Source organism: Halorubrum trueperi (assembly GCF_042662525.1).
GTDB lineage: Archaea > Halobacteriota > Halobacteria > Halobacteriales > Haloferacaceae > Halorubrum > Halorubrum trueperi.
In genome coordinates this window covers 33,741-47,040 of the sequence record NZ_JBHSXI010000005.1, presented here as the reverse complement: position 1 = coordinate 47,040, position 13,300 = coordinate 33,741, and the positions used below count along the sequence as shown (strand labels likewise).

Below are 13,300 nucleotides of genomic sequence, written 5' to 3'. Positions count from 1 at the left end.
GAGCGCGGGGGCAGCCCTGGAAAGGGGCGCCAATCTCGGGCTCAGCCACGTCACTACCGGACGCGATTACGTCGCCACGCCAGTCGGCGGCGAACGCCGACAACGGTCCACCAATATGCAGCTGATTCGTGGACGACCAGGACGAACCCTCGGACGACAACCACACAGCGTCCCGCTCTCGTTCGGTCTCGCTGCAGTCGGCGGCGGGCCCCTCAAAGGTGGTGTAGACTCGACTCAATCCTTTCCAACCACACGGATGGTAAAGAGTTCGTGGCGGTACGTCAACCTGCAGTCGGACTGCGCTGTCTCGCCGGGCACACAGGCCTCGGAACTGATCACCCCTGCACACACCGCTGAAAAACTCGCTCCACGCTGTCAGACGTCGGTCCTCATATCGTGTTCCTCCGATGTGAACGACCCGACGCCGCGGGGTTAGGCGGTCAGTGCGTCGGCCGTGAGCCGTTCGTAGTCGGCGGACAGTCCCTCGGCGTCCTCGGGCAGGAGCGCGACCACGAGATGGGGGACGTAGTCGGCGAAGTAGTCCACGAGTGCGGCAATCCGATTCGAGTCGATCGCCTCGAGGGAGTCCAACAGCATGAACGGGACCTCCTCGTAGGCTTCGTGAGCGAGGTAGCCAGCGAGGGCCACCACCAATCCGACGACCTCGCGCTCGCTCTCACTCAAGTGTGCGACAACATCCTCGTAGACGGTTCCCGTCTCGTCTTCGCGCACCACATTGAGGTCGAACACCGTCTCCGGCGGCCCCCGACCGCCGTCGTCGGTTTTTCGCTCGATCCAGACGCGAGCCAGGTTCTCGAAGCCGAGCACGTCCAGAATCTCGTCCATATGGTCGTTGAACTGCCCGACCGCCTCCGCTTCCAGATCGGCGATACGCGTCCGCTCACGCTTGAGCTCCGTCGATAGCTCGTCGAGTTGGGCCTCAAGGTCGTCCGGAGTTGGGAGGGCTTCAATCGCGGCGATCTCCTCGTCCACCTCCTCAAGTTCTTGTGTGCGTTGGCCGCGCTCGTACTGCAGTTCGCTCAACTGTTCGTACGTCTCAAGCAGGTCGCTCTCCCGGAGGGCCTCGGTTTCGGCTACCTCGGCTTCCAGCTCGTGTATCTGCTCGCGGAGTTCGGCGGCCTTGGATTCGAGGTCGTCGAGCCGCCGTTCGCGCTGCTCGATTTTCTCCTCCGTTCGCTCGATCTTCCGGTCGAGTTCCTCTCGTCGGCGCTGCTGCTCCTCCAGTGTCTGGCGATCGTCCTCGAGTGCCTCGATGCGCTCGGTGAGGTCGGCTCGCTCGGCCTGTTTTTCCTCGATAACGGCTCGCAGGTCATCGAGTCGGTCCGCGATGGCGCCCTGTTCGACGCGGCTGCCGCACGTCCAGCAGACGACGTCTTGGGTCTCGTCCGGGGTAAGCGCCGCCGTCACGGCCTCATCGTCAGGGTCGATCCCCGGAAGGTCGTGGCCGTCCTCCGCGAGGAGGTCGTCGTTGAACTCGACGATGGTCCGGAGGCTGCTGATGGTCGTCTCGAGGTGGCGCTTCTGATCCCGAAGGGCCTCCAGTTCGGTCTCGATATCCGCTCGGTCATCAGTGGGGTCATCAGGGACCGCGTCTCGATCGGCCTGGGCCGTTTCGAGCTCGTCTCGTAATGCGTCAAGTTCGGATTCGACCAATTCGATGTCGTCTTCGGTGCTCTGCAATTCTTGGCGTCGGGCATCAAGGTCGTCGACAAGGGCCTCGGCGTCTTCGGCAGCCTCGGCGTCGGCTTCGAACGCCGCCACCTCGTCGCGCAGGGTCTCGAGTTCCTCGTCGATAGACGCGATCTCGTCTTGGAGGGTGTGGCGGCGTTCTTCGAGTTGGGGAAGCGTGTCACGACGCCGCTCGACGCGGTCTCGTTCGGCTTCGAGTTCTTGCTTTTCCTCGCGCAGGTCGCGGATCCGTTGTTCTATCGCCTCGGTATCGACGGGACGCATAATGACGTCGTGGAGGTCGTCACCCCATTCGACCGCGCGCCGCGCCGGGTTATCCTCGAGCAGTGTGACGAAGGAATCGACCAGCGTTTCGTCGTCCGTATAGGGTGTGCCGTCACGCTCGACCCCCGACCCTGCCCGCGTAACGGTGCGGGTGAACTCGTCGTCGCCGAGTGTCAGCGTGACGTGCCCCTCGTCAGCGTCGCTTTTCAGGGTGGGGGCCGTGCCACCGAGGGCGCCGTTGAGGGCCCGTAACAGCGAGGTGCGATTGGTCGCGTTGCGACCAGTGAGGAGCGTGACGCCGGGCGAAAACTCGACGGTTGCGGTGTCAATGCCACCGAGGTTCGTAATGGAGAGCGTGGCGTGACTGGTATCCGTCTCAGTCGTGGGGTCGGACTGTTGAGCCATTATGGGGATAGTTGAGCGCATTACTGATAATGTTCTTGATTTCCCCTGCAGGTGCTGCACCGTATGCTGTGTGGTACCCCCACCTCGATGGGTGCTTAGTCGGTCGGGCCGTCAGACTGGTCAGCGGCCGTGCACGCACACGCACGGCGGGAGAGCAGTTGATGTGGCCGATAGGTAGTCCCACAATCGGTACACGTTATCTGGATCGTCACCGTGACGTCGAGTGGGCCAGTTTCCAGTACGTTCGCGTTTCGGAGTCGGGTGACCGTCTGGTCGACGATGTTCGCACATTGCGTGCGGGCCCACTCGATCGTATCACGTGCGTCGTCGGCGGTGATCGTGGCGGTTCGTTGGGTCTCGATATCCAGACACTCACGCAGATGGGTGCGGACTGTCGGGTGGGTGACCCAGTCGGCTTCGACGGCCTCTATGTCCACGCCACGCTGGGCAAGGCGGGTTTGCACTCGGGCTGTCCGTTCGGCAGGCGTGTCATCACTGGCGAGTGCCTCGTAGAGTGTTGTAAGGGCGTCGTCGTCACTGACGGCGCCGTAGAGGGCATCGGTGACGTCTACGTCGGCGGCAGTGAGGGCAGCGGCCAGAACGCGCTGGTTAACGTAGTCTGCGAGGTCGCGGAGACTCGCCCCCGCTTCCAAGCGCCGGGCTCGCAATTCGGTGTTGAGGTCATCGAGATTATACTGTTCGACGTTCCGTCCGACTTTACACGAACAGGTGGGGGTCTCTTCGTCGTGGTTCATACGGTCCCGGTTCCTCCGTGCGCTGTGGTTCGAGTGGCGTCCTCTCATGGGGTGATACTCGGTTGGTGGTTTTGCGTTCGTTCCAGGCAGGTATACGTCTGTCTTTCCATCCGTACTCTTGGTAAAGGTACTGGATCCAGGTGACGTCAGTGACGGTCGATCGCGGCGTGAGCAAAACGGATGACAGGCTCACTACGCGCGCCGATGGCAATCCGGTCAGTTGGACTCTCGAAGTGTGGCGTCCGAGCTCACTTGTAAACTCAGCTTTGAACGTTGAAGTAGGAGCGTGACGTAGGCGGTAGCGAAAACGGATGATGCCGATTACGGACTTCTTGTCGTGCACGCGTGTGTTTGACGAGTTTGAGTCGCTGTCACCCGCACAACGTCAGCACGCGAAAACCTACGCCACAGGTCTTGTTGCGGCCAGCAACAAGACCGTGGCGGGGATCGCACGCGAAGTCCTTCCAGCTGGAGACAAACGCGCTCTCAACAAGTTCCTCACCGAGTACGACTGGGACGAACAGCAATTTAACCACGAACGCCTCGAAGAACTCCAAAAACACGGCGAAACACGGTGGTCGAAGGATGGTTACATCATCCTCGACGACACGATCACCGAGAAAGCCGGGGACGAAGTCCCCGGCGTCGGACACTTCTACGATCACGCCGAAGGTGACACTGTCTGGGGCCAAGACCTCATCTACGCCTTCTACGCTGACGAGAAAACTGCTTACCCACTCACTTTCCGCCTCTACGAAAAACAGGACGAAGATGACCAAAACCACGACACCAAGTACGATCTCGCCCGTGAGATCGTCACCGAACTCGAAGACGAGGTAGGTGTCCCGGCGGACACCTACCTCTTCGACTCGTGGTTCGCTCACGATTCTGCCCTCGTCGAACACATCGAATGACGGCACCGCAGAAAGGGGTGTTCTGACGAGAACACCCCGACCCGCTCACCAGTGACTATCTCATCAGAACGGAGCCGTCACCACAGAAGGACCAGCTGACAGCGACAAACGACACTTTTTGCCCGGCTATCCTGCCGATTTCTCTTGCTTCGCCTCCGATTCCAGGAATCCGGAGGCTCGCTTCAGGTTTCTCCCCATAGCTTTCGCTATCGAGGCGTTCTTCACCTTGATTTTCCCCGTGAACTTCGTTTTCTCACCGTCCTTGTGATACATCTCGTTCATCAATGATTCCACTCCGGCACGTAAGTTCAGGAACTCCTGTTCCGCTGGATCATCTAACCGCTGTCGTCGCTGAGCAACTTCCACCCGCCGTTTCCTGAACCCGTAGCTGTAGTGTTCCTGCTGTTCCTCGACGAAACAGTTCTCTTGATGCTGGCAGCCATCACAGAACTTCTTGTCCATCTTTCCCGAGATACGGCCGGTTTCGTAATGGTTCTGCTCGAATGGTTCGTGTCCGGCAGGACACGCAACCATTCTCGTCCCATCCCACTGTGGAGCAGCAAGCGACATCTTCTCCGCTGCAGGACGTTGGCCCGTGATTCCCGTGAAGTGCTGCGTGATCTCCTGATCACGGCAGCACATCTCTACTTCCTTGTGCGTGTACCCGCCATCTACGAGCAGGTCACGTAATCCCGTTTCCTCAGCGAGGTTCCTCGCGTCCTCACCCAAGAGGTCTCCATCGTCTGTGTTGTTCGTATCGACTCGCACCGCTGTAATCAACCGGAAGGGATTTTCACCATTGCATGTCTCAGCGATATTTGACTTGTAGCCGAAGTAATCCTCCGCGTTCTTGGAGCGATACGTCGCTTCGTCGTCGTGAGGATTTTGCAGTGACTCACTGCCGATCTCGTCGGACTCTTCCAGTCCGACGTGATCGTGTCTGTCTTCGTCGTCTCTGTCAGACGATTCGGAGTTGGTGTCATCTTCGTTAGTCTCCGTGGACTCACCTAGAGAGGTGTACGTTTGGAGTGGCTGCCAGCCCGGTGACTCGTCACCGGGATGGCCTTGACCATCTGGCTCCGGGTTATCGGTATCGTCTTCGAACTCAGGAATGCGATAGCATTGTTCGTCGAGGACACGCTGTAGATGAGCGAAACTTTCCAACTCGGCGTATTCAGCCTCACCTCTGAACCGCTCAACAAGCCACACGATATGCTCGGCAAGCGTTTCCATCTCTGCGGGAATTTCGTCCGGTTCAAGATGATAGGACAGCTCTAAGTTCTCGGTGTCGACGAACTCGTCCATTCCAGCAGGGAGTTCCTGTACGATCTCCCCCGGGAGATCGCACAGGAAATTGTGAAGCACCTTAGCGAGGAGATCGACACGGGACAGTTGCTTGATGTTGGCCTCAATGAACGTCGAATCCATTCGCTGCGTACTCGCATCGATCTCAAATTCACGCTGAAAGTAGGTGCGGTGATCCTCAAAAACCTCGTGTAGCAGATCCTGACCGGTCTCTTCCTCGTATTCCATCAACCGACAGCGGAAGTTGGTCAGTGTCTTCTCACAGATGTTGTCTCCGAGCGTCTCCTTTCCTAATGCGTTCCTGACGCGAAAGTCGAAGACGTAGGCATGTTCGAGCTCTTTGTCAGACATGCCGAGTAGGTGCTTGATGATCTCCAATGAGACAAGTTCGTTGACTGGCTTGTTCGGACGGCTATACCCGTCGTGGTATAGCCGTTCGAACTTTGTTTCATCAATTTGGGTAAAAACATGTTCGTAAAAGTGAGTAGACCAGTGATTCTGTAGTTTCTTTCTCACCCTGCCTGAGAGATCTTTCAAAGGCGAAAACAGCATCTCTTGCTCATGTTCAGTATTTTCTCTAAACATGTTATTACCCGAGTTATTGACTTTTCGAAACTCTGACGTAAATAACTTACGAGAATAATTGAAGGTGCTTCAATAGAGGCTATTTAGAAAACTTAGAAAACTCATCGTTGACCCTTTCTACGGTGCCGTCATCGAATCCTACGGCAACGACTGGATCGGCCCGCTCCGGAGCAACCGACAGGTAACCTACGCCGGCGAAGAGATCAGCGTCGATGCGCTGGCAGAGCGCATCGACACCGTCGAGCGTAACGTTGAGGACGAGACCTACCACATCTGGACGAAGAAGCTTCCCGTCTCCCAGCTGGGAGACGTGAAGCTGGTCATCGCCGAGAAAGAAACTGACGAAGACGAAGAGAACCCGGTCAAATACCTCGCCACGAACAAGATCGACGCACCGACCGAACACGTGATCCGCTCCTACGGGATGCGGTGGCGCATCGAGACGTTCTTCGAGGACTCGAAGCAGGATCTCGGCTTGGGAGACTGCGAGATGCAGACTGACGAAGGTGCCAGTCGCCACTGGCACCTTCTGATGGCTGCCTACAGTCTCGTTCGTCTTGATCCCGATTCGAGAGCCTTGGGGACGGTTCGCTCGAAAGCGTCATCGCTTCGAGCGAACCTCGAACATTCCCTGAAGGAAGCCGTTTACAACCTGCTCTCGTGGGTTCGAGACAACGATGATCGTGGCGTCGATGACCTTATGCAAGAGATCGACCACCTTTTCGTTCACTCAACAGCCGACGCTAACGTTCAAAGCTGAGTTGTAAATAGGTAGTATTCAACGTCCGAATATACCGGATGAAAAGAGCTATTTGTTACCGTGCACCGAATACGGAACTTCTGACATCTTGGCAGATATCGCCGTTGTCCTGTTGGTTTGAGGAGCCTGTGTGAGATACTCAGTCGATCACATCGACAGCCGCGTAATCTCGTCTGATGGCGGTGAATCAGATCGAACTGGTCGTGGAGCATCTTCGAAGCGCTAGTGAGCGTGATCTTCGGGATGGACCGTCGCTGTCGGCGGCGGACTGCCGCCGACGCGACAGTGTCGCCACTCACAACCGCTGTCCGGATCGGTGGACAGTTACCGGAAGAACCGGTCGTCGAGTGGCTGATTCGCTGGAACAGCCCTGCGCACACCAAGCGCTGTCCAGGCGGCCCGCAGCACCATCTCACAGAACTCAGTGAACGACCACTGCCAGAGGCGGCGCCCCCCACGGCGGGGCGCCGCCACGTACCTCCAGTGGAGATACCGCCAGCTGTTCTGGAGCAGTAGGCTCACGACAAACATCACCAGCCGTAGACCCGCGTCCTGAGAACTGGTAAACGCGAGGCTCTGCTTGGCTAAGCGGTAGCTCGACTCAATGCCGAAGCGCTTGCTGTAGTGCTCTCGTGCATCCCGTGGCGTGTCGATGAACGGCGCGTCAGCGGCGTAGCCGTGACGCGCCACCCCGTGTTCGTCGTATCGTCCCTGCTGGTAGACGCAGTCGATGAACACGGGGAATGTAACCTCGCCGGCGAGATCGTGTTCGATCTCGCGGCTCCAGCCTCTGCTGAGTTCCTCTTGAATCGTCTCGCCCCACTTGACGATCGGCATGGCGTAGTTGTGCGCGTACAGTAGTCCGAGACAGGTGCTGTTGTAGAATCCACGATCGAGGTAGACGGCCCTGACGCCGAGGTCAAGGCCGTCGAGGAGTTCGAGGAACTCAGCGAGGACATCGCTGGTGGTGTCGCCAGCGACGAGCTGGCGCACCGCCAGCGTGTACCGCTTGTTGCGTACTCGTGCGTAGAGGGTCGCATACGCGTGAAACGTCGTTGTTCCACGTTTGGCCTGTGAGAAGAACAGCGCTTCTGTCTCGTCTTCGTCGCCGTAGTAGGGATCGAGGTGGAGGTCTGCGCAGACCTCCACCGGTCGATCCGGGAGTGTCTCAAGCGCATCTCGTTGGAGGAGCGTGTCTCCAACCGCCTCAACAGTGTCAAGGTCGAACTGATCGGTGAGATGTCTCCGGACAGTGTTGGCGTGTGGTGAGTCGTCTGTCGTTTCGCAGACGTGGTTGATCGAGGTCCCGCCGGCGCTGGCGCCGGCGAGGACCTCGTACAGTTTCTCCGTGGTGACTTCGACGTTCTCGCCGAGATCAATCGCAAGTTCCTCGTCAAGGCTGTTGACGACAAAATTAAGCAGGTGCTCTTCCTCTATCTCGCTGTCTGCTTGGGTAGGTTTCACACCGCATCCAAGCAGACGCTTCCTCTAACCCGATGTGATCGACTGATACTACGGGGTTCAGTATTCCGGAGTACACGATATACTGTGCGGCCTCATTCCGGTAGTTAGTGATGTATTCGGCCAGATGGCAACAACATACCCTAGGGAATTCGGGGTTGTTGGATCTGTCGGGGATATTCAGCCGGTTGATGAACGCAAACGCGTCCGGGCAATCCGGATGGTTATGTACGTCAGGGTTGAAGTAAGTAATCACATATCAAAGACAATAATAACGGCGTTGAAACAGCATACCGGGATCGTTTCTACGTCTCGTAAACGAATCGTCTTCAGAGCGTCACATCGCTCCACGCTTCCCGCCGGCGACCCGCTTCCGGAACGAGGCGGTCGCCACCAGTAGACGGATACGGGCCGGGAACGTGGCATGTGAGGCACCGGCCTGGCGGATGAAGTAACATACGCACGATTGTTATTCGATCGCGGTCCGATCCGCGACCGATCCGGCCGGCCCGAATGCGTCCATCCGTGGCAGCAGTGCATCACTGCAGTGCGCGTATGTATTCGGGTTCGACCTCGACGGCGGTCGGGTTGTCGACGGGCTCCTCGGGACGGGTGCCGATGCGGAGTTTCGCGAACGCAACAGCGTGGAACGCAATAATCCCGCGCTTGGCCGCCGAGCGATACGTGTGTCCGTATCGTCGTGATCACCGGCGACAGACGGCAGGCTGCGGTCGGTAGATCTCCACCTGATCGGCGAGCCCGACTGGGGACCCTCTGGGACCGCCGCGACGAACGAGTACACCACAGTCGCCGGGTAGTCACGAGCGCGAACGCCTACGAGTACTGGATATTGAGTTCGAGTTCGTTCGCGGTGCCGAGGAGCAGGTTCGGGAGCGTCTCTTCGAACAGCGTTCCCCGGAAGCGGTGTGTCGGACCGGAGACACTCAATGCCCCGATCGGCTCGCCGCCTTCGTACTTCACGGGAACGCCGATCGCTCGTAACCCGCTCGTGTTCTCCTGATCGTTGATGCTGTATCCTCGCTCGCGGATTTCTTTTAGCTCCGCTTGGAGTGCCTCCTCGTCGGTCGTCGTGTGTTCGTTTACCGCCGGCAGTCCTCGCTGTGCGAAGATCTCGTCGACGCGCTCGTCCGGCAGGCTCGCGAGAATCGCTTTCCCCGCCGCAGTCGCGTGGATCGGGATTCGCTTTCCGATCTCGGAGTCGGTGCTGACGGCCTGCTCTCCGGTCTCCCTGAAGATGTAGACGCCTTTGCCGTACTCCTCGACGATAAACTGGGCACGTTCTTGCGTTTCAGCGGCGAGATCTGCTACCTTTTCCTTTGCGAGCTGGTACGCGTCGGATCGCGTTCGGGTCTGCTCACCGATCTTCAGAAACCGTAGTCCCGTTCGATACACGTCGTCCTCTCTCGTGACGTATTCGAGGTCGGTCAGCGTCGACAGGTGTCGATGGACGGTGCTCTTGGCGAGATCGAGTTCCCGCGCGAGGTTGGAGAGTCTCATTCCGTCCTCTTCCATGAGCAGTTCGATGATCCGAAACGCGGTTTCGGTTGATTTCACGCGCCCGCGCCCGTCGTTCGCTGTCATACGAACAGCGATCCGCTCACTCGTATTAACTGTTCTGGATAGTCGAACAGCAGTTATAGCAGCTTATTTCGACGGTTCGAAGCCTTCTGCACAATATTGCGCAGGATCAGGCGGACATCTATCCGTTCTGGATACCCGAACAGGTCCGTCCAGCTTTGCCGAGGAACGGTGCCTCGTTCGAACGCCACGGTCCGGTTGCGCATCTGGGAGTCGTCTGCGTACGTTTGCTCACCGGGCTCCGGCTGTTGATCAGGCCGACTCTCTGGCCGGGAACGCGGGCACCCGACACCGAGAGTACGTCGCAAAAGCGGGCGGGACCGTTCAGTGGCGAGCGTGACCGTTCAGTAGAACGTCTCGCCGTTTTTCGCCTTCTCGACGAGTAGGTCACACGGGAGCGTCTCGGCCAGCTTGTTCGTGTCTTCGTGACGACTAGCGACCTCGGTCAGCTTCTCGAGGATGACGTCGGCGCCGACTTCGTCGGCTTTCTCGAGGGGCCCGACTGGCCAGTTACCGCCGAGGCAAGCGCCGGTGTCGATATCTTCCACGCTGGCAATGTCGTTTTCGACCATCTTGGCCGCTTCGTTGACGATCGGCGCCCAGACGAGCAGCGTGTCAAAGCCCTGGCCCGCGTCGACGGCGATCGTCGGTTCGTCACGCTCGTCGTAGTCGTAGTACCCGGCGTCGGTCTTTCGGCCGTACCGGTGCTTGTCATAGAGCTGGTGGAGGATCGGGCAAACCTCCGTGTCGTAGGACATCGGGCGGTCGTCCTCAAGGTGGTCCTCCTGGCCCTCGACCCGAAGCTGGATACCGCCCGTGAAGTCGGCGAGTTCGAACGGCCCCATCGGGAACCGTTCCTGGTACTTCATCGCGGAGTCGATCTCTTCGATCGAATGCTCGCCCCGGTAGACCATCCACGCTGGGCCTTCACCGTAAGGACGCATCAGTCGATTGACGATGAACGAGGGGATGTCGATCTTGCATAGGGTCGGCGTCTTATTGAACGATTCGATGAGCTCCTCTGCGGTGTCGGCCACGCCGTCGGGCGTGTGTTCGGTCATGATCACCTCGACCAGTTCCATCAGCATCGGTGGGTTGAACCAGTGCGTTCCGACGACCTGCTCGGGCCGAGTCGTCGTCTCGGCGAGCCGCGTGATGTTGAGTCCGGACGTGTTCGTCGCGAGGATCGCATCCTCGGGGGTTGCCTCGTCGAGGTCCTCGAAGATCTCCTCCTTGACCGATTGCTGCTCCACCGCCGCCTCGGTGACGAACTCCGCGTCGCCCACCGCGTCCTTGAGGTCGGTGGTGAACGTGAGCCGTTCGAACGCGGCGTCGGTCTCCGCTTCGGTCACGGCCCCGTTCTCGACGGACTTCTCGTAGGACCACTCGATCTGCTCTTGGGCCTCCTCGAGCTGTGCCTCGTCGATATCGTTGAGATGCGTCTCGTAGCCAGCCAGCGCGGCGACCGCGGCGATTCCACGTCCCATCTGTCCGCTGCCGATTACTGCGATCGTCTCGATGTTGCCGATTTCTGCGACCATGCCCCGGATGTCTCGAACAATGATCAAAAGTGTACTGTTCCGATCGAAGCCGATAGCGGCGACCCGCACCTGCGTCCGATCCGTCCGCCGAAGGAGTAGGTATATCACGGCCGTCGACGGTTATGGGAGCGTATGCCAACCGAATTCGAAACCACCGTCGTGGAGTTCGATGCTGGAACCGGCGTCGGCCCCCTCACGCTGAACCGTCCCGACGCACTGAACGCGCTCAGTAATCGGCTTCGGGCGGTCATCGTGTCCGGGTTAGAAACACTCGAGGCCGAGAACGACGACGTCGACGGGGTCGCACTTCGTGCAGTCGTGATCGAGGGGACCGACGGGAACTTCTGTGCCGGTGCGGACATCAACGAGTTCAGTGACGCTGCCGCCGGCGACCGATCTGACTGAACCCACTGGTGGTGAGTTACGAATCGTAGAAGGGCGTCCCTCGCGTGTACGTGGTTTTAGCGTGCAAACGTAGCCTGGCGCAGTAACTCCCGATGTCAGTACTTCTCCACTGGATTCGATCTGGGACGGGCGCCGACGGTCCGTGGTCTCTGCCGTTACCACGCAACTGCCATGACGGTGAGGCTATCCTCTCGATGACACTGTTCCAGACTGGCTAATGGAGTTTCTCGCGGGTCACCCGGATGGATGTCGCCGTTTGACCACGTACTGGGCCTGGATCTACCTTTCCCCGTACTATCCGCTGTTCCGCATGGCCGAACGAGTTGGATGACGAACGTTTATGCGCATCGCCACGGGAGGGGCACCATGTCGGAACCGGAGAAGGCGCTCAGCGACTTCGTTGCCACGCTCACGTACGACGCCGTTCCCGAGGTGGCGCGTGAGACCGTCCGACGTGCCTTCCTCGACACCGTGGGGGTCACGCTCGCCGGCGCGCTCACCGACGCTACGCGCGACGGCGTTCGAGGCCAGCGGAATCGACGCCGCGACCGCGGACGCCGCGACCATCCTGGGTGTCGGGACTGAACGGCCGCCGGCCGAGCGGGCACTCCACACGGGTACCGCGAGTCATGCACTGGACTACGACGACCTCGCGTGGGCGATGGACGGCCATCCCAGCGTTACCCTCGTCCCGCCGCTTCTCGCACTGGCGCCAGAAGTCGACGCGAGCGGCAGGGATCTCATTACAGCGTTCGCCGCCGGGTTCAAGGCCGGGTGCGCCCTCGGTGCCACGGCGGCCGTCGCTTCTCTCTGCGATCTCTCGGCGACGAGGGCTTGACACGCGCTGAACGTTGCCGCGTCTATGCCCGCCGGCCTGAAACGTAACTTCGGATCGATGACCAAACCGCGGCACGCCGGCTTGTCCGCACGCTCTGGCATAACCGCCGTCCATATCGCCGGTCAGGGCTTCACCGCAGATCCGGAGGCGCTGGGCAGCGACCGGGGGTCCGAAACCTCTACGGGCCTGCCGGGCGCGACGATTTCAGCTTCGAGCGCGACGAGTGGGTACTCGTCGAATGCGGCATCCACACCAAGTACTAACCCTGCTGTTTCTTCGTACACCAGCATCGCCGGCACAGGGGCACTCGTATAGAGGGTGTCATAGAAGAGTTCTCACACCGTAATGATCGTACTTCCCGGATTGTCTCCGCGTTCGTAGTTGGTGATAGCGATGACGAGGCGAAGGCACAGCGCAAGAAACACCTGCGCTCGTGCGTGGACGCGGCCTCGGGCGTGCGTTCGCCCGAGGCCGCAGTCCTTCACTGATTCGTTGGTTCGTTCGACTCCAGTACGGCGGTTGTACGTCTCGTCCAACGTGGACTGCTTCAGCTGAACGTCCTCGCTGTGTTGGTCGATGCGGTCTTCGACCCTGTACTCGATGTCTTTCGGGTCGTCAGTGTTTCGAGCATTGTATGGAGCGATTGGCACGACCCCTGCGGCCAGTAGGTGATCGTGCCAATCAAGGATGTCGTAGGCGCTATCTCCAAGCATCCAGATCGGAGTTTCGACGGCGAGCGCGTCACGTGTGACGCGCAT

Annotated in this window: 11 protein-coding genes and 2 pseudogenes; 5 read left to right on the top strand and 8 right to left on the bottom strand. The window is 59.4% G+C overall.

Going from position 1 to position 13,300, the window contains the following annotated elements; translation table 11 throughout:
• Window positions 1-432: 432 nt before the first annotated feature.
• Both ACFQEY_RS05740 and rdfA read right to left on the bottom strand, forming a co-directional pair.
• The gene (locus ACFQEY_RS05740) at window positions 433-2,379 is read right to left on the bottom strand and encodes an archaea-specific SMC-related protein (RefSeq protein WP_379765675.1); all 1,947 of its coding nucleotides are present in this window, start codon (window positions 2,377-2,379) and stop codon (window positions 433-435) included.
• 95 nt (window positions 2,380-2,474) lie between these two features.
• Complete coding sequence (gene rdfA / locus ACFQEY_RS05735; protein WP_379765672.1) at window positions 2,475-3,134, bottom strand: rod-determining factor RdfA; 660 nt, start codon at window positions 3,132-3,134, stop codon at window positions 2,475-2,477.
• Window positions 3,135-3,445: 311 nt separating this feature from the next.
• Between rdfA and ACFQEY_RS05730 the strand changes: the two are divergent.
• Window positions 3,446-4,045 (top strand): annotated as a pseudogene (locus ACFQEY_RS05730) (IS701 family transposase); the annotation flags it as partial.
• Between the two features lie 129 nt (window positions 4,046-4,174).
• On the opposite strand, the gene ACFQEY_RS05725 reads toward ACFQEY_RS05730, so the two are convergent.
• Window positions 4,175-5,938, bottom strand: a complete 1,764-nt coding sequence (locus tag ACFQEY_RS05725) for a transposase (protein WP_379765669.1) — start codon at window positions 5,936-5,938, stop codon at window positions 4,175-4,177.
• Window positions 5,939-6,068: 130 nt separating this feature from the next.
• On the opposite strand from ACFQEY_RS05725, the pseudogene ACFQEY_RS05720 reads away from it, so the two are divergent.
• Window positions 6,069-6,698: pseudogene (locus ACFQEY_RS05720) on the top strand (IS701-like element ISHti12 family transposase); the annotation flags it as partial.
• Window positions 6,699-7,022: 324 nt separating this feature from the next.
• Here the strand turns inward: ACFQEY_RS05720 and ACFQEY_RS05715 are convergent.
• From ACFQEY_RS05715 to ACFQEY_RS05705, 3 genes are all read right to left on the bottom strand, one after another.
• Entirely contained in the window at window positions 7,023-8,162 is a 1,140-nt protein-coding gene (locus ACFQEY_RS05715) for an ISH3 family transposase (RefSeq protein ID WP_379765666.1), read from the bottom strand.
• An 831-nt stretch (window positions 8,163-8,993) separates the two neighbouring features.
• Window positions 8,994-9,761, bottom strand: coding sequence for an IclR family transcriptional regulator (locus ACFQEY_RS05710; protein ID WP_379765663.1), 768 nt, complete (start codon window positions 9,759-9,761; stop codon window positions 8,994-8,996).
• Window positions 9,762-10,102: 341 nt separating this feature from the next.
• Window positions 10,103-11,299 carry a 3-hydroxyacyl-CoA dehydrogenase gene (locus ACFQEY_RS05705; RefSeq protein ID WP_379765660.1) on the bottom strand — a complete coding sequence of 399 codons (1,197 nt, stop codon included), beginning with the start codon at window positions 11,297-11,299 and terminating at the stop codon, window positions 10,103-10,105.
• A gap of 132 nt (window positions 11,300-11,431) precedes the next feature.
• On the opposite strand from ACFQEY_RS05705, the gene ACFQEY_RS05700 reads away from it, so the two are divergent.
• The 3 genes from ACFQEY_RS05700 (at window position 11,432) to ACFQEY_RS05690 (ending at window position 12,542) form a co-directional block, all read left to right on the top strand.
• Window positions 11,432-11,704: an enoyl-CoA hydratase-related protein gene (locus tag ACFQEY_RS05700; protein ID WP_379765657.1), complete on the top strand. Its 273-nt coding sequence runs from the start codon at window positions 11,432-11,434 to the stop codon at window positions 11,702-11,704.
• A gap of 366 nt (window positions 11,705-12,070) precedes the next feature.
• Window positions 12,071-12,289 carry an MmgE/PrpD family protein gene (locus ACFQEY_RS05695; protein ID WP_379765747.1) on the top strand — a complete coding sequence of 73 codons (219 nt, stop codon included), beginning with the start codon at window positions 12,071-12,073 and terminating at the stop codon, window positions 12,287-12,289.
• Window positions 12,240-12,542, top strand: coding sequence for an MmgE/PrpD family protein (locus ACFQEY_RS05690; protein ID WP_379765735.1), 303 nt, complete (start codon window positions 12,240-12,242; stop codon window positions 12,540-12,542). The genes ACFQEY_RS05695 and ACFQEY_RS05690 overlap by 50 nt, the downstream gene beginning before the upstream one ends.
• Before the next feature lie 122 nt (window positions 12,543-12,664).
• Here the strand turns inward: ACFQEY_RS05690 and ACFQEY_RS05685 are convergent, their stop codons facing one another.
• Complete coding sequence (locus ACFQEY_RS05685; RefSeq protein ID WP_379765654.1) at window positions 12,665-12,826, bottom strand: hypothetical protein; 162 nt, start codon at window positions 12,824-12,826, stop codon at window positions 12,665-12,667.
• 51 nt (window positions 12,827-12,877) lie between these two features.
• A partial coding sequence (locus ACFQEY_RS05680) for a transposase (RefSeq protein ID WP_379765651.1) occupies window positions 12,878-13,300 on the bottom strand: 423 nt, incomplete at its 5' end.

Bases quoted from the DNA above. Each gene is read 5' to 3' on its own strand.
- ACFQEY_RS05740 (WP_379765675.1), bottom strand. From the start codon at position 2,379: ATGGCTCAACAGTCCGACCCCACGACTGAGACGGATACCAGTCACGCC.
- rdfA (WP_379765672.1), bottom strand. From the start codon at position 3,134: ATGAACCACGACGAAGAGACCCCCACCTGTTCGTGTAAAGTCGGACGG.
- ACFQEY_RS05725 (WP_379765669.1), bottom strand. From the start codon at position 5,938: ATGTTTAGAGAAAATACTGAACATGAGCAAGAGATGCTGTTTTCGCCT.
- ACFQEY_RS05710 (WP_379765663.1), bottom strand. From the start codon at position 9,761: ATGACAGCGAACGACGGGCGCGGGCGCGTGAAATCAACCGAAACCGCG.
- ACFQEY_RS05705 (WP_379765660.1), bottom strand. From the start codon at position 11,299: ATGGTCGCAGAAATCGGCAACATCGAGACGATCGCAGTAATCGGCAGC.
- ACFQEY_RS05700 (WP_379765657.1), top strand. From the start codon at position 11,432: ATGCCAACCGAATTCGAAACCACCGTCGTGGAGTTCGATGCTGGAACC.
- ACFQEY_RS05695 (WP_379765747.1), top strand. From the start codon at position 12,071: ATGTCGGAACCGGAGAAGGCGCTCAGCGACTTCGTTGCCACGCTCACG.